Annotated in this window: 13 protein-coding genes and 5 tRNA genes; 13 read left to right on the top strand and 5 right to left on the bottom strand. The window is 60.6% G+C overall.

Annotated features, from left to right (window positions below; all coding sequences use genetic code 11):
- The first annotated feature begins 114 nt into the window (after positions 1 to 114).
- Positions 115 to 1,176, top strand: a complete 1,062-nt coding sequence (locus PSH86_RS20960) for an AI-2E family transporter (protein WP_116833054.1) — start codon at positions 115 to 117, stop codon at positions 1,174 to 1,176.
- Here the strand turns inward: PSH86_RS20960 and PSH86_RS20955 are convergent.
- From PSH86_RS20955 to PSH86_RS20945, 3 genes are all read right to left on the bottom strand, one after another.
- Entirely contained in the window at positions 1,173 to 1,355 is a 183-nt protein-coding gene (locus tag PSH86_RS20955; protein ID WP_003203898.1) for a hypothetical protein, read from the bottom strand. The two genes, PSH86_RS20960 and PSH86_RS20955, sit on opposite strands and share 4 nt — an antisense overlap.
- An 89-nt stretch (positions 1,356 to 1,444) precedes the next feature.
- A complete protein-coding gene (locus PSH86_RS20950) occupies positions 1,445 to 1,639 on the bottom strand; it encodes a hypothetical protein (RefSeq protein ID WP_003203896.1) in 195 nt (64 codons plus the stop codon).
- Positions 1,640 to 1,885: 246 nt separating this feature from the next.
- Positions 1,886 to 1,961, bottom strand: a tRNA-Asn gene (locus PSH86_RS20945).
- Positions 1,962 to 2,195: 234 nt separating this feature from the next.
- Between PSH86_RS20945 and PSH86_RS20940 the strand changes: the two genes are divergently transcribed.
- Positions 2,196 to 2,423, top strand: a complete 228-nt coding sequence (locus PSH86_RS20940; RefSeq protein WP_018612405.1) for a hypothetical protein — start codon at positions 2,196 to 2,198, stop codon at positions 2,421 to 2,423.
- 258 nt (positions 2,424 to 2,681) lie between these two features.
- Here PSH86_RS20940 and PSH86_RS20935 read toward each other — a convergent pair whose 3' ends face one another.
- On the bottom strand, positions 2,682 to 3,878 hold the full coding sequence (locus PSH86_RS20935; RefSeq protein WP_116833053.1) for an amino acid aminotransferase: 1,197 nt from the start codon (positions 3,876 to 3,878) through the stop codon (positions 2,682 to 2,684).
- A 331-nt stretch (positions 3,879 to 4,209) separates the two neighbouring features.
- Here PSH86_RS20935 and uvrB point away from each other — a divergent pair, with 331 nt between their 5' ends.
- From uvrB to PSH86_RS20880, 11 genes are all read left to right on the top strand, one after another.
- Positions 4,210 to 6,225 carry an excinuclease ABC subunit UvrB gene (gene uvrB / locus PSH86_RS20930; RefSeq protein ID WP_305484684.1) on the top strand — a complete coding sequence of 672 codons (2,016 nt, stop codon included), beginning with the start codon at positions 4,210 to 4,212 and terminating at the stop codon, positions 6,223 to 6,225.
- A gap of 217 nt (positions 6,226 to 6,442) precedes the next feature.
- Entirely contained in the window at positions 6,443 to 7,924 is a 1,482-nt protein-coding gene (gene gltX, locus PSH86_RS20925; protein WP_041023763.1) for a glutamate--tRNA ligase, read from the top strand.
- A 146-nt stretch (positions 7,925 to 8,070) separates the two neighbouring features.
- Positions 8,071 to 8,146 (top strand) — tRNA-Ala (locus PSH86_RS20920).
- Between the two features lie 79 nt (positions 8,147 to 8,225).
- Positions 8,226 to 8,301 (top strand) — tRNA-Glu (locus PSH86_RS20915).
- 53 nt (positions 8,302 to 8,354) lie between these two features.
- Positions 8,355 to 8,430, top strand: a tRNA-Ala gene (locus PSH86_RS20910).
- Positions 8,431 to 8,506: 76 nt separating this feature from the next.
- Positions 8,507 to 8,582, top strand: a tRNA-Glu gene (locus PSH86_RS20905).
- A gap of 180 nt (positions 8,583 to 8,762) precedes the next feature.
- The gene (locus PSH86_RS20900) at positions 8,763 to 9,302 is read left to right on the top strand and encodes a TetR/AcrR family transcriptional regulator (protein WP_109754589.1); all 540 of its coding nucleotides are present in this window, start codon (positions 8,763 to 8,765) and stop codon (positions 9,300 to 9,302) included.
- A gap of 28 nt (positions 9,303 to 9,330) precedes the next feature.
- On the top strand, positions 9,331 to 10,164 hold the full coding sequence (locus tag PSH86_RS20895; RefSeq protein WP_176689380.1) for an alpha/beta fold hydrolase: 834 nt from the start codon (positions 9,331 to 9,333) through the stop codon (positions 10,162 to 10,164).
- Positions 10,165 to 10,248: 84 nt separating this feature from the next.
- Positions 10,249 to 10,698, top strand: a complete 450-nt coding sequence (locus tag PSH86_RS20890; protein WP_116833051.1) for a thioesterase family protein — start codon at positions 10,249 to 10,251, stop codon at positions 10,696 to 10,698.
- A 245-nt stretch (positions 10,699 to 10,943) separates the two neighbouring features.
- Entirely contained in the window at positions 10,944 to 11,903 is a 960-nt protein-coding gene (locus tag PSH86_RS20885; protein ID WP_116833050.1) for a tRNA-dihydrouridine synthase, read from the top strand.
- Between the two features lie 119 nt (positions 11,904 to 12,022).
- Positions 12,023 to 12,475 carry an Hsp20 family protein gene (locus PSH86_RS20880; RefSeq protein WP_003203872.1) on the top strand — a complete coding sequence of 151 codons (453 nt, stop codon included), beginning with the start codon at positions 12,023 to 12,025 and terminating at the stop codon, positions 12,473 to 12,475.
- 218 nt (positions 12,476 to 12,693) lie between these two features.
- On the opposite strand, the gene PSH86_RS20875 is transcribed toward PSH86_RS20880, so the two are convergent.
- Positions 12,694 to 15,972, bottom strand: coding sequence for an EAL domain-containing protein (locus PSH86_RS20875; protein ID WP_305484678.1), 3,279 nt, complete (start codon positions 15,970 to 15,972; stop codon positions 12,694 to 12,696).

The following is a 15,972-nucleotide window of genomic DNA, read 5'->3' as shown; positions in this document are numbered from 1 at the left end:
CGCCACGGTCGGCCCGGCGGTATTGATTTGGATCAATGCCGGGTGCAAACGCGAAGGCACTCCGGCGAGTCCTGGATGACTAATGTTTATCCCGCCTTTGGACATGGAAAGCTGATGAATCGAAAGATGCTGCAAAACAAAGCCCAGATGCTGCTCCTGGTGCTGGTCACGGTCGCCTTCATCTGGATCCTGCTGCCATTTTACGGCGCGGTGTTCTGGGCGGTGATCCTGGGTATTGTCTTTGCCCCGATGCAGCGCCGCCTGCAGTTGAGGTTCGGCTGGCACCGTAATGTCACCTCGTTGTTCACGTTGAGCATCTGTGTGGTCAGCGCGATCCTGCCGGTGATCATCATCAGTACGTTATTGGTCCAGGAGGGCGCGGCGCTGTACAAGAGCCTGGAGAGCGGAGAGCTGGACATTGCCGATTACCTGGCCCGCTTCAAGGATGCCTTGCCGCCGTACTTCCAGCACCTGCTGGACCGCTTCGGCCTGGGCAACCTGAATGGCTTGCGCGACAAGATCGTCAAGAGTGCGATGCAGGGCAGCGAGTTCTTCGCCACCCAGGCCTTCAGTTTCGGCCAGGGCACGTTCCAGTTCCTGGTCAGCTTCTTCGTGATGATCTATCTGCTGTTCTTCTTTCTGCGCGACGGTCCGGAATTGGTGCGCAAAGTGCGCACGGCTGTTCCATTGGGGGAACATCAAAAACGCCGCCTGCAGTTGAAATTCAATCGGGTGGTGCGGGCCACGGTGAAAGGCAACCTGCTGGTCGCCATCAGCCAAGGTGCGCTGGGTGGGCTGATCTTCTGGATCCTGGGGATCCCGACGGTATTGCCCTGGGCAGTGCTGATGGCGTTCCTGTCGCTGTTGCCAGCGGTGGGGGCGGGGCTCGTCTGGGCACCGGTGGCAGTGTATTTCCTGCTCTCGGGGGCGATCTGGCAGGGCGTGGTGCTGACGCTGTTCGGGGTATTCGTGATCGGTCTGGTGGACAACTTCCTGCGTCCGATCCTGGTGGGCAAGGACACCAAGATGCCCGACTACATGGTGCTGGTCTCGACACTGGGCGGGCTGGCGGTGTTCGGGCTGAACGGTTTCGTGATCGGACCACTGATCGCCGCGCTGTTCATGTCGTGCTGGGCGTTGTTCGTCGAAAGCACGCCGCGTGTACAGTTGCCCTAGGCGCTCAACAGGTAGGGGCCGATGCGTTGCGACAATGCCTGGGCGGCGGGCAGTGAAGTCAGCGGGCCGCTGATGGTCACGCCGTCCTGCACCAGATACCAGCAGGCCAGCAACCCGAGCTCCCGGAGTGGGGCGGGAACGGCGCTGCCAATGACAGACATGATTTGAACCTTGGGCATGGGAAACCTCCATCAAACGATGGGGTTACCTTACGACTCAGAAGGAAGGACGAAAAATCAACCGGCTCAATAGTAGGAATCGATGCCGCTCAATCGACGACCAGATCGAGCATGTGCACCACTTCCTGCTCGTTGAGCAGGCCCTTGCGCACCAGGTTTTCCGCCAGCAGCGAAAGGAACTTGGCGCTGCGGTGGCCTTCCAGTTGCTTGAGTTCGGTCAGCACGTTGTACACCTTGCTGGAGGTGCACAAGCCGACAATGCGATGGGGATTTTGCGTGGGCATACCTTCGTCCTTGTTTTTATGAAGCTGTTGTTGGCGGACAATGCCAGTTTGCGGCCCTGTCATGACGCTCACGTGACAGCTTGAGTTGTTGGAAAAAGAAGCAGGATCCGGACCATAATGCCTTTTTGGCGCCGGATTATTGTTCCGGCAGCGACCTCGGGCAGGCTCATACGGCCATCTGGTCTGTTTTTCACCCACAAAAAAGCCCCTGGATCTTTCGATCCAGGGGCTTTTTCTGTTGCTGTCTGGCTCCACGACCTGGACTCGAACCAGGGACCCAGTGATTAACAGTCACTTGCTCTACCAACTGAGCTATCGCGGAATGGCGCGTATGTTACTGATTGGAAAAGAGAAGTCAAGCGTCTATTGCCGGGCGGCGCATTCCTGGGGCCCATTGGCGGTCAATCAACAATTGCGGTTACCGCAATGGCGGGAGAGGGCTACCATGCTTGCCCGGAAGTGGCAGGACGCGCTGCCGGCCATTCGCCGACATTGAGGTACGCGCCATGAACCATCTGTTACCGCTCCACACAGCCAGCTGCGCCGAGGTGTCGTTATGAGTACCGCGCAGATCAGCTTGCCCAAAGGGGTGGGACCGCACGCCGAGAAACTCTACGACGCCATCACCCAGGCCAGCACCGCCGAGGAATTGAACCGCGCTGGCGGCAAGGCCGAAGGTTTTGTCCTGGGGCTGGAAAGCACCAAAGCGATCAAGAGCCAGGTGGCCGAGTCGTTGTATGTCATCTATGACGATGCGGCGAGCCAGCGGGCGACGGAGCTTTAGCCTCGCCGAAAGTGTCGTGCCTGGTGCTTTGTGGCCTTGCTTTTGTGGCGAGGGAGCTTGCTCCCGCTGGGCTGCGAAGCAGCCCCAAAAAATGCTGGGCTAATCAACCTGAAGTACCGAGGTGGCTGGCTTTAGGGCTGCTGCGCAGCCCAGCGGGAGCAAGCTCCCTCGCCACAGGTTCAGGGTGCACCTGTTCTTGCGGGGACACTTCAAAAAAAACGGGAAGCCTTGGCTTCCCGTTTTTCATGTCGCTGGGCTTCAGATCACCTGAACGATGGCCTTGGTCACCGCATCGATGTTGTTCTGGTTCAACGCAGCCACGCAGATGCGCCCGGTGTCCAGAGCATAGATGCCGAACTCGTTGCGCAGGCGCGTCACTTGTTCAACGGTCAGGCCGGAGTAGGAGAACATCCCGCTCTGGCGTGCGACGAAACTGAAGTCGTGCTGCGGGGCGGCCTTGGCCAGCATGTCGACCATCTGGTTGCGCATGCCGCGAATCCGCAGGCGCATTTCGGCCAGTTCGGCTTCCCACTGCGCGCGCAGCTCCGGGCTGTTGAGTACGGCGGCGACGATGCTGGCGCCATGGGTTGGCGGGTTGGAGTAGTTGGTGCGGATCACGCGCTTGACCTGGGACAGCACGCGAGCACTTTCTTCTTTTGATTCGCTGACGATCGACAAGGCGCCGACGCGCTCGCCGTACAGCGAGAACGACTTGGAGAACGAGCTGGAGGCGAAGAAGGTCAGGCCCGACTCGGCGAACAGGCGCACGGCCGCTGCGTCTTCGTCGATGCCGTCGCCAAAGCCCTGGTAGGCCATGTCCAGGAACGGTACGTGATTCTTGGCCTTGACCACGGCCAGTACGTCTTTCCAGTCTTGCGGGCTCAGGTCCACGCCAGTCGGGTTGTGGCAGCAGGCGTGCAGCACAACGATCGAGCGGTCGGGCAGGGCGTTGAGGTCTTCCAGCAGACCGCTGCGGTTCACGTCGTGGGTGGCGGCGTCGTAGTAGCGATAGTTCTGCACCGGGAAGCCGGCGGTTTCGAACAGCGCGCGATGGTTTTCCCAGCTTGGGTCGCTGATGGCGACGACGGCGTCAGGCAGCAGTTGCTTGAGGAAGTCGGCACCGATCTTCAGGGCGCCGGTTCCGCCCACGGCCTGGGTGGTGATGACGCGGCCGGAGGCGATCAGTGGCGAATCCTTGCCGAACAGCAAAGTCTGGACCGCCTGGTCGTAGGCGGCGATACCGTCGATCGGCAGGTAACCACGGGAAACGTGCTGAGCCACGCGAGCCGTCTCGGCTTCGACAACCGCGCGCAGGAGTGGAATGCGCCCCTCCTCGTTGCAGTAAACACCCACGCCCAGGTTGACCTTATTGGTACGGGTGTCGGCGTTGAAAGCTTCGTTGAGGCCCAGGATGGGGTCGCGGGGTGCCAATTCGACAGCGGAAAACAGGCTCATTATTGCGCGGCTCTGAATGGAGTGAGGGGGACGTGTCGCGCTCCAGCCGGATGCACTAGAGCGGTGCACAAACGGGGAGCTAGTATAGAGGCCATCACCCGGTACGGCGACAGGCGATTCGGCTTTTGCGGTAAGTATTTTCGATTTTTTTTGACCGTTAGTCCCTTCTCCGCGTCAAAGTCTGCAAGGCGTGTAGGACGTTCGTCTTGAAAGCGAAGGCATTCACCTCCACATTGTGTGCATCCCAGCTTTTTCCTCGGACGGCATCAGTCGTTTCGGTCTTTCTCATTCCTGTCGGCTGGCCGACAGGAATGAACCCAGAGGTTATGTCATGTCTGAATTCCAGCTAGTCACCCGATTCCAGCCCGCCGGCGACCAGCCGGAAGCCATTCGCCTGATGGTCGAAGGCATCGAGGCCGGGCTGGCGCACCAGACGCTGCTCGGTGTGACCGGCTCGGGCAAGACCTTCAGTATTGCCAACGTGATTGCCCAGGTGCAGCGCCCAACCCTGGTACTGGCACCGAACAAGACCCTGGCCGCGCAGCTATACGGTGAGTTCAAGGCGTTTTTTCCGAATAACGCCGTGGAGTACTTCGTTTCCTACTACGACTACTACCAGCCCGAGGCCTACGTGCCGTCGTCGGACACCTTCATCGAGAAGGATGCCTCGATCAACGACCACATCGAACAGATGCGCCTGTCGGCGACCAAGGCCTTGCTCGAGCGCAAGGACGCGATCATCGTCACCACGGTGTCGTGCATCTACGGTCTGGGCAGCCCGGAAACCTACCTGAAGATGGTGCTGCACGTGGACCGCGGCGACAAACTCGACCAGCGCGCCTTGCTCAGGCGCCTGGCGGACTTGCAATACACCCGCAACGACATGGATTTTGCCCGGGCGACGTTCCGGGTGCGCGGCGATGTGATCGACATCTACCCGGCGGAATCGGACCTCGAAGCGATCCGCATCGAGCTGTTCGACGATGAAGTGGAGAGCATTTCCGCGTTCGACCCGCTGACCGGCGAAGTCATCCGCAAGCTGCCGCGTTTCACCTTCTACCCCAAGAGCCACTATGTGACGCCGCGGGAAACCCTGCTGGACGCCATCGAGGGGATCAAGGTCGAGCTGCAGGAGCGCCTGGAATACCTGCGGTCGAACAACAAGCTGGTAGAAGCCCAGCGTCTTGAGCAGCGGACCCGCTTTGACCTGGAGATGATCCTGGAGCTGGGCTACTGCAACGGTATCGAAAACTACTCGCGCTACCTGTCGGGTCGTCCGGCGGGCGCGCCACCGCCGACCTTGTATGACTACCTGCCGGCCGATGCCTTGCTGGTGATCGACGAATCCCACGTCAGCGTGCCTCAGGTCGGCGCCATGTACAAAGGCGACCGTTCGCGCAAGGAAACCCTGGTGGAATACGGTTTCCGCCTGCCCTCGGCCCTGGACAACCGGCCGATGCGCTTCGACGAATGGGAAGGCGTGAGCCCGCAGACGATTTTTGTCTCGGCCACCCCCGGCAACTACGAGGCCGAGCACGCCGGTCGTGTGGTCGAGCAAGTGGTACGACCGACCGGGTTGGTGGACCCGCAAGTCGAGGTGCGTCCGGCGTTGACCCAGGTCGACGACCTGCTCTCGGAAATCACCAAGCGTGTGGCGGTGGAGGAGCGGGTGCTGGTCACCACGCTGACCAAGCGCATGGCCGAAGACCTGACCGATTACCTGGCCGACCATGGCGTGCGGGTGCGCTACCTGCACTCGGACATCGATACGGTGGAGCGGGTCGAGATCATCCGCGACCTGCGCCTGGGCACTTTCGACGTGCTGGTGGGCATCAACCTGCTGCGCGAAGGCCTGGACATGCCGGAAGTGTCGTTGGTGGCGATTCTCGACGCTGACAAGGAAGGCTTCCTGCGTTCGGAGCGTTCGTTGATCCAGACCATCGGTCGCGCGGCGCGTAACCTCAACGGCCGGGCGATTCTGTATGCGGACCGCATCACCGGCTCCATGGAACGGGCCATCGGCGAGACCGAGCGCCGGCGCGACAAGCAGATCGCCTTCAACCTGGCCAATGGCATCACCCCCAAGGGCGTGTTCAAGGACGTCGCCGACATCATGGAAGGCGCTACCGTACCTGGCTCGCGCAGTAAAAAGCGCAAAGGCATGGCCAAGGCGGCCGAAGAGAGCGCCCGCTACGAGGCCGAACTGCGCTCACCGAGCGAGATCGCCAAGCGGATCCGGCAGTTGGAAGAGAAGATGTACCAACTGGCCCGGGACCTAGAGTTCGAAGCCGCGGCGCAGTTGCGCGACGAGATTGGCAAGTTGCGCGAGCGGTTGCTGACTGTCTGAGGTTTGTAGTGGTTGTAATGGCCTCATCGCGAGCAGGCTCGCTCCCACATTTTGACCGAGTCGCGGTCCCTGTGGGAGCGAGCCTGCTCGCGATGGGCGCGACTCCGTCCAACGGCTGACCACACAAATCCCGCTCTCACTGGAGCCCGCCCGCCATCGCCTGTTACCATTCGCCCCCTGTTTCATCTTCGCTTTTATATTCTTTCCGAGACATGCCATGACCACCGTCCGCACCCGCATCGCGCCTTCGCCCACTGGCGATCCCCATGTCGGCACCGCCTACATCGCTTTGTTCAACTATTGCTTTGCCAAGCAGCATGGCGGCGAGTTCATCCTGCGGATCGAGGACACCGACCAGTTGCGTTCGACCCGCGAGTCCGAACAGCAGATCTTCGACGCCCTGCGCTGGCTGGGCATCGACTGGAGCGAAGGCCCGGACGTTGGCGGCCCGCACGGTCCGTACCGCCAGAGCGAACGGGGTGATATCTACAAGCAGTATTGCCAGCAGTTGGTGGACATGGGGCACGCGTTCCCGTGCTTCTGCACTGCCGAAGAGCTGGACCAGATGCGCGCCGAGCAAATGGCCCGGGGTGAAACCCCGCGCTACGACGGCCGGGCGCTGCTGCTTTCCAAGGAAGAAGTCGCCCGTCGTCTGGCGGCCGGTGAGCCCCATGTGATCCGCATGAAGGTGCCGAGCGAAGGTGTCTGCGTGGTGCCGGACATGCTGCGGGGCGATGTCGAGATCCCGTGGGATCGCATGGACATGCAAGTGCTGATGAAGACCGACGGCTTGCCGACGTACTTCCTGGCGAACGTGGTCGACGATCACCTGATGGGCATCACCCACGTCCTGCGCGGCGAAGAATGGCTGCCGTCGGCGCCGAAACTGATCCTGCTCTACGAATACTTCGGCTGGGAGCAGCCGCAACTGTGCTACATGCCGCTGCTGCGTAACCCGGACAAGAGCAAGTTGTCCAAGCGCAAGAACCCGACTTCGGTGACGTTCTACGAGCGCATGGGCTTCATGCCCGAGGCGATGCTCAACTACCTGGGGCGCATGGGTTGGTCGATGCCGGATGAGCGCGAGAAGTTCTCGTTGCAGGAAATGGTCGAGCATTTCGATTTGTCGCGCGTCTCCCTAGGCGGGCCGATCTTCGATATCGAGAAGCTGTCGTGGCTCAACGGCCAGTGGTTGCGGGACCTGCCGGTAGAAGAGTTCGCCGCGCGTGTGCAGAAGTGGGCGTTGAACCCTGAGTACATGATGAAAATCGCGCCCCATGTGCAGGGCAGGGTAGAGACGTTCAGCCAGATCGCCCCGCTGGCCGGCTTCTTCTTTGCCGGTGGCGTGACGCCGGATGCGAAGTTGTTCGAATCCAAGAAGCTGTCGGGTGACCAGGTGCGCCAGTTGATGCAGTTGATCCTGTGGAAATTGGAAAGCCTGCGTCAGTGGGAGAAGGACAGCATCACCGCGACCATCCAGGCCGTGGTCGAGTCGTTGGAGTTGAAATTACGCGATGCCATGCCGCTGATGTTCGCCGCCATTACCGGTCAGGCCAGCTCGGTGTCGGTGCTCGATGCGATGGAAATCCTCGGACCTGACCTGACCCGTTTCCGCTTGCGCCAGGCTATCGATCTGCTCGGTGGCGTGTCGAAGAAGGAAAACAAGGAGTGGGAAAAACTGCTGGGCGCGATCGCGTAAGCGCTCGATGAGGCAGGACATACCCCGGTTTTCCGGGGTTTGTCGGTAAGTGATTGTTATCCCGGCAAAAAACTTTCAAATTTGTTGAAAATAAATTTGACAGCCCTCCGATACGCCCTTAAGATTCGCCCCGTCCTCAGCGATGAGGGGCTATAGCTCAGCTGGGAGAGCGCTTGCATGGCATGCAAGAGGTCGACGGTTCGATCCCGTCTAGCTCCACCAATTTACACTTCAAGGCCTGGCCACACCGGTCTTGAGGCGATCAACACTCAGCGTTGATCAGTTGTATAGAAGGGTTTGCGTCCCCTTCGTCTAGTGGCCTAGGACACCGCCCTTTCACGGCGGTAACAGGGGTTCGAGTCCCCTAGGGGACGCCAGTTTTACAGAAGCGATGTTGCAAGATGTCGCTCCGCCGCGAGGCGAAAAATCCGGGGCTATAGCTCAGCTGGGAGAGCGCTTGCATGGCATGCAAGAGGTCGACGGTTCGATCCCGTCTAGCTCCACCAATTTACAGGTTCAAGATCTGGCCACACCGGTCTTGAGTCGATCAGTTCTCAGCGCTGATCAAGCTAGAAGGTTTGTGTCCCCTTCGTCTAGTGGCCTAGGACACCGCCCTTTCACGGCGGTAACAGGGGTTCGAGTCCCCTAGGGGACGCCACGATTACCCGCTCTGCGGGATTTTATAAGGGTCATTCAATTCTTGAATGGCCCTTTTGTTTGTCTGGCGTTCGGCCAATTCCCTTATCCTTGAAATCGACTTCTGACCAGCGGTCAAAATTTCTGCTTGCGGAAAATTATTATGGGAATAATATTTCAATCGTAATATTCGGAGGCGACGATGAGCGATAAGAAGGCACAAACCCGTGAACGCATTCTCAAGGCCGCCAGCGATGCGCTGATCCAGCGTGGGCCGGCTGAACCGAGCGTGGGCGAGGTGATGGGGGCAGCGGGGCTGACGGTGGGCGGTTTCTATGCTCATTTCGAAAGCAAGGATGCCTTGATGCTGGAGGCATTCAAGCAGTTGCTCAATCGGCGCCGCGGCTTGATTGCCGATATGGACGGCGAGCTGACAGGCGAAGAGCGGCGCGCGTTGGTGGCGGCGTTCTATCTGTCACGAAAGCACCGTGATTCCACCGAGAATGCCTGCCCGATTCCTGCGTCGGTCGGCGAACTGGGTCGGCTGCCAGATGCGTTTCGTGAGGTGCTCAACGAGCATGTTGAATTGATGGTCGCGCAATTGGCGGCCAGCCCGGAGGACGCCGACAAGGCCCTGGCCGACATTGCCTTGATGGTGGGTGGCCTGGCCCTGGCAAGGGCCCTGGGCCCTGGAGAGTTATCCGATCGTTTGCTGCGCGCCGCCAAGTCGGCAGTGCAATGAGCTGAGGCGCAAGCCCTGGAGATGAGCGATGAACAGGTTGAGCTGGATTCGTAGTGTCAATGGCACGCTTGGCTGGGTGGCTCCGCGCCTGGTGGCCAAGCAGATGCGTCTGCTGTTCATGCGCCCTCGAGACCTGCCGCCGCGGGATTGGGAGTTACCATTGCTGGCCTCGTCCGAGCGTATCACCTTGCGCTTCGGTCTTTCGGCGTTGCGCTGGGGCAAAGGCCCGGTAGTCTTGCTGATGCACGGCTGGGAAGGGCGGCCGACTCAATTCGGGGCGCTGATCACGGCCCTGGTGGACGCCGGTTACATGGTGGTGGCCCTGGACGGTCCGGCCCATGGTCGTTCGCCGGGCCGCGAGGCGAATGTCCTGTTGTTCGCCAGGGCCATGCTTGAGGCCGCCGCTGAGCTGCCACCGTTGCAGGCCGTGATCGGGCATTCCATGGGTGGAGCCAGTGCCATGCTCGCGGTTCAGTTGGGGTTGCGGACCGAGACCTTGGTCAGCATCGCTGCGCCTGCGCGCATTCTTGGTGTGTTACGCGGATTCGCGCGGATGATGGGGCTGCCGCCCAAGGCCCGTTCAGCTTTCATTCGTCTGGTGGAAAGCGATGTGGGCATGCGGGCCGAGAAAATGGACGTCGCCCATTACCAACTGGACGTGCCCGGGTTGATCGTCCATGCCGACGACGACACTTTCGTCTCGGTCAAGGAATCGCAATTGATCCATGAAGCCTGGTTCGACAGTCGTTTGCTGCGACTGCCACAGGGTGGGCATCAGCGGGTGTTGGCCGATTCGCGGGTCGTTGATGGTGTGTTATCGCTGTTGGCCGGGCGCAGCCTGCAAGCGCGGCAATCGGCTTGATCTGTGGGAGCAAGGCTTGCCCGCGATGGCGGTCAAGCTCGGATCCGTTACACTGCCCCAACCAAATTCGACCGGGAGAGGGGCATGGGCTGGGATCGGGCAACGCCGTTCATCATTGATCTTCAAGTAAATGCCGAAGATATCGACGGGCTGGGCCATGCCAACAACGCGGTGTACGTCACCTGGCTCGAGCGTTGTGCCTGGCGCCATTCCCAGCGCCTGGGCCTGGATCTGGTGGAGTACCGGCGCCTGGACCGAGCCATGGCGGTGGTGCGGCATGAAATCGATTACCTGGCGGCGGCTTATGAAGGCGACGAGCTTCAATTGGCAACCTGGATCGTCGACTGGGACCAGCGCCTGAAAATGACCCGGCATTTCCAGTTGGTCCGCCCCAGCGACAACACTACCTTACTGCGGGCCCAGACCACATTTGTCTGCATTGAACTGTCCACCGGTCGGCCAAAGCGCATGCCGCAGGAATTCATCGAGGGTTATGGCGTGGCGTTGAATCCATCTGGCATCTTCATAGACTGAACTGCTGCTATCGCGAGCAGGCTCGCTCCCACAGGGATTTGTGGCGGGCTCCAATTCTGTAAATACATTGGAACCATTGTGGGAGCGAGCCTGCTCGCGATGACGGCAGCACATCCAACATCAATGCAAGCTGACCCATCGCTATCGCGAGCAAGCTCGCTCCCACAAGGATTTGTGGTGAATGCCGGCTATGTGGGCAAAATCCGGTAAACTGCCGCACGTTTTTCGTTTGAGTGTGTGTTTCCATGCAAATTGCCCTGGCACCCATGGAGGGGTTGGTCGACAACATCCTGCGGGATGTCCTGACCCGTGTTGGCGGTATCGACTGGTGTGTCACCGAGTTCATCCGCGTCAACGACCGTCTGCTCACGCCGGCCTATTTTCATAAGCTCGCCCCTGAACTGTTGACTGGCGCCCGAACTGCTGCCGGTGTACCGCTGCGGGTGCAGCTGCTTGGTTCCGATCCGGTGTGCCTGGCGGAAAACGCGGCGTTGGCCTGCGAGTTGGGCTCAGAGGTGATCGACCTGAACTTCGGTTGCCCGGCCAAGACCGTGAACAAATCCCGGGGTGGGGCGGTGTTGCTCAAAGAACCGGAATTGCTCAACGAAATCGTCGAACACGTGCGTCGTGCGGTGCCAGAACACATCCCGGTCACCGCCAAGATGCGCCTGGGTTTCGATAGCCCGGATGGCGCGTTGGTCTGTGCCACGGCGTTGGCCGAAGGCGGCGCGGCGCACATTGTGGTGCATGCGCGGACCAAGGTGGACGGCTATAAGCCTCCCGCCCACTGGGAGTGGATCCCCAGGGTGCAGGAAGTGGTCAAGGTGCCTGTGTTTGCCAATGGCGATATCTGGAGCGTGGAAGATTGGCGTCGATGCCGTGAAATCAGCGGCGTCGAAGACATCATGCTCGGTCGCGGCCTCGTTTCTCGCCCTGATCTGGCCCGGCAGATCGCCGCGGCCCGGGCTGGTGAGGAAGTGATCGAGATGTCCTGGGCCGATTTGCAGCCGATGCTCCAGGACTTCTGGGTGCAAGTGGTCGAGCAACTGACACCCCGCCAGGCCCCGGGCAGATTGAAACAGTGGCTGGCCATGCTGACGCGCAATTATCCCGAAGCGGTGGCGCTGTTCAGCGCTCTGCGGCGGGAAACCGACTTGGACGCGGTGGGGCATCTGCTGGGTGTGCAGCGCACCGAAGCGGCCTGAAAAAATTTCAAAAAAAGCTCTTGAAAAGTTTTTGGCGAACCCTAGATAAGGGTTACGCGATGCCGAATTCGGGTCGCGGAGACAAAAAAACTTGCTGAATTTTTCAGGAGATTTGAATCATGAGTACTGCATTTTCGCTGGCCCCGCTGTTCCGTTCCTCGGTGGGTTTCGATCGTTTCAACGATCTGTTCGAAACCGCTCTGCGCAACGAACCGGGCAGCAGCTATCCACCCTACAATGTGGAAAAACATGGCGATGACGAATACCGCATCGTGGTCGCCGCCGCCGGGTTCCAGGAAGAAGACCTGGACCTGCAAGTGGAAAAAGGTGTGCTGACCATCAGTGGCGGCAAGCGCGAAGCGAGCAACGACAGCGTGACTTACCTGCACCAAGGTATCGCCCAGCGTGCGTTCAAGCTGTCCTTCCGGTTGGCCGATCATATCGAGATCAAGTCCGCCGGCCTGAGCAACGGTCTGTTGAGCATCGACCTGTTGCGGGTGATTCCGGAAGAGGCGAAAGCCAAGCGCATCCCGATCAACGGGGCGCAGCAGCAACCCGCGTTGCAAAACTGATGCATCGCAACTGAAGAAGGGCGCCAGATGGCGCCCTTCTTCATTTTGGAGAACGGTGGAAGATTAATTGTGGCGAGGGGATTTCATGTGGGAGCAAGGCTTTCCCGCGATAAAAGCGATGCGGTCCTTCAAATACCGAGTCAGGCTGCAGTCGCGAGCAAGCTTTGCTCCCACATAGACCCCCCCTTGCCACAAGCGCTCCCCGTAGCGCCTCCATGTCACGGCAACAACCGCTCAAACGCCTCCAGCGGCAACGGCCGGCTGTGCAGGTAGCCTTGGTACAGGTGGCAACCCAGCCCCTGCAGGAATTGCAATTGCTCCAGGGTCTCCACGCCTTCGGCAATCATCACCAGGTTGAGGCTGCGGGCCATGGCGACGATGGCGCGGATGATCTCCGCGTCGTTGGGGTCGCTGGTGGCGTCGCGCACGAATGACTGATCGATCTTCAGCGTATCCACTGGCAGGCGCTTGAGGTAGGTCAGCGACGAATAGCCGGTGCCGAAATCGTCCATGGCAAAGCTCACCCCGAGTTTCTTGAGCCGGCGCATCTTGGCGATGGTGTCATCCAGGTTCTGGATCACGATGCCTTCGGTGATTTCCAGCTTCAGCAGGGAGCATGGCAGGCCGTGGGTGGCCAAGCTGCTTTCGATGCGTTCGACGAAGTCGCTTTGGCGGAATTGCCGCGGGCTGATGTTTACACACAGGCTGAATTGGTCCGGATCGATCTTGCCCTTGGCAATCAGTTGCTTGAAACCATCGCAGGCTTCGTCGAGGATCCAGGTCCCGACTTCCAGGATCAGGCCGCTGTCTTCCAGCACCTTGATGAATTCGTTCGGCGATTGGGCGCCCAGATCCGGGTGATGCCAGCGCACCAGGGCTTCGGCACCGACAATGCGGTTGTCCCGGGCATCGACCTGGGGCTGGAAATGCACGCTGAACTCGCCACGGGCCAGGGCCTGGCGCAGGTCGGTCTCCATGCGCAGCCGTTCGCTGGCGGCTTTTTGCATGGTGGTGTGAAACATCTGCGAGGTGTTGCGCCCCGAATCCTTGGCGCGATACAACGCAATGTCGGCGCGCTTGAGCAAATCGGTGGGCGTGGAGCCGTGATCGGGAATCAGCGCTATACCGATGCTCGGCGTGACCTGCAGTCGCTGGCCATCGAGAAACATCGGCTCCGAAAGCAGTTCGCGCAGGGTGTCGGCCAGGGTTTGCACTTGCTTGCTGACTTCGTTGCGCGAGCCTTCCAGGCCGCTGAGCAGCACCACGAATTCGTCGCCGCCCAGTCGCGCGACGGTGTCTTCCAGGCGCACGCTGGCCTCCAGGCGCGCGGTGATGATTTTCAGCACGGTGTCGCCCACCGGGTGACCGAGGGAATCGTTGATGTGCTTGAAGTGGTCCAGATCGAGAAACAGCAGGGCGCCACGCAAATTATGGCGCTTGAGCAGGGCGATCTGCTGGCTCAGCCGGTCCATCAGCAAGGCCCGGTTGGGCAGGTTGGTCAGTGGGTCGTGATAGGCCAGGTGGCGGATCTGGGCTTCGGCATTGCGTAGCAGGCTCACGTCCCGGGCGGTCAGCAGCAGACACGCCGTTTCATTGAGCGTGATGGGCTCGACCGAGACCTCCACCGTGAGGATTTCCCCCCGTTTATTGCGCCCGAGCATTTCCTGGTGAACGACGCGGCCCTTGAGTTGCAATTCGGCCAGCAGGGCGGCGCGTTGTTTTTCTTCGGCCCAGATCCCCACTTCGTAGACCGTGCGCCCGATCACCTCGTCGGCGCGGTAGCCGGTCAACCGACAGAAGCCGTCGTTGACCTCCAGGTAGCGACCGCTTTTGTGCTCGGTGATGGTGATGGCGTCGGGGCTGGAATGAAACGCCTTGGCGAATTTCTCTTCGCTGGCCTTGAGGGCAGCTTCGGAGCGTTGTTGCTGTGTGATGTCCCGCAAGGTCGTGACGATGCAGGGCTGGTTGCCGACGTTGATCTGCCGGCTGGAAATCACACAGGTCAGCGGCTGGCCGTTCTTATGATGAACGACGATGGCGACATTGTTCAGCGATTGTTCGCGGATCACCCGTTCGATGCGTTGCAGGCTACTGCCCGAGGCGTCCCAGAGGCCGATTTCGTCGGCGCCGAGGCCGATCACGTCGTTGGCGGTCCAGCCGAAGGTCTGGGTGAAGCTTGAGTTGATCTCGAGAAACCGGCCACTGTCCTGGTGGGTGACGCAGATCGGGTCGGGGCTGACCTGGAACAGCGTGGCGAATTTTTCTTCCGAGGCGGCCAGGCTCTGTTCGCGCTCCACCTGGTCGGTGATATCCAGCAAGGTGCCGGCCATGCGCAAAGGGCTGCCGTCGTCGTTGCGGTAGAGGCGGGCGCGGCTTTCCAGGTAGCGCGAGCTGCCGTCCGGCAGTTGCACCCGGTAGGTCAATTGGTAGTTGCCCGCCGGGCCTTCGCGCAGGCTGCGATAGGCGTTGCGCATGTTGTTGCGTTCTTCCGTGGGGACGCCCTCGAAAAACGCATCGAACGATTCGTGGAAGGGCTTGGGGTCCAGGCCATGGAGCTGCGCTGCGCGGGCCGAGCCGTAGAGCATGCCGCTGGGAATGTGCCAGTCCCAGGTACCCAGTTGCGCCGAGTCGAGGGCCAGGTCCAGGCGTTCCTGGCTGTCCTTGAGGGCCTGCTCGGCGAGTTTGCGCTCGGTGGTGTCGAGAAAGGTGCTCAACAGGTAGGGCTGGCCTTCGAGTTCGACTTTTTGCGCACTGAGAATGCCGTTATGAATCTGACCGTTGCTGGCCCGGAACTCCACCTCCATGCTCACCAGCTCGCCCTTGGCTTTGGTCGCTTCCACCAGTTTCGCCCGTTGGCTGGGGTCAACCCACAAGCCCAGCTCCAGGGTGGTGCGGCCGATTACGTCATGCACCGGCCAGCCGAACAGGCTTTCGAAATACTGGTTGGCTTCGCTGATCAGCCCGTCCTCCTGGCGGGTCAGCAAGACCATGTTCGGGCACAGATGAAAGAGCGTGGCGAAGCGTTTTTCCGAACTGCGCAGGGCTTGTTCGCGCTCGCGCTGATGGGTGATTTCGCGGATCACCCCGATCATGCGCGGACGGCCATGCTTGTCGGGCAGCACGCTGCCGCTGATCTCCAGCCAGTGCAGGCTGCCATCGGGCCAGACGATGCGGTGGTGCATCGCCTGTTCCAACGGCGCCCCGGCCACTGCCGCGTGAAAGGCGCGCACGGCCCGGGCCCGGTCTTCGGGCAGCAACAGGTCCAGATAATCCACATCCGCCGGCAATGGCTGGCGCGGATCGAAACCGAACAGCGCCTGGGTGCCGCGGGACCAACTGATCTGCCCGCTGTCGATGTCCCACGACCAGGCCCCCAGCCGAGCGCCGTTCAGGGCGGCCAGCAACTGCGGCGCGCTGTCCCAGCTTTGCTCGGACCGTTTCGGGTCTAGCGCCTGGATGCGTGGCAAGGGCGGGAGATGGTCAGCGGGTTTGGGCAT

Origin of the sequence: Pseudomonas sp. FP2300, from assembly GCF_030687595.1 — a bacterium.
GTDB lineage: Bacteria > Pseudomonadota > Gammaproteobacteria > Pseudomonadales > Pseudomonadaceae > Aquipseudomonas > Aquipseudomonas bijieensis.
The sequence above is the reverse complement of the archived record's forward strand: the minus strand, read 5'-3'. Positions and strand labels throughout refer to the sequence as shown.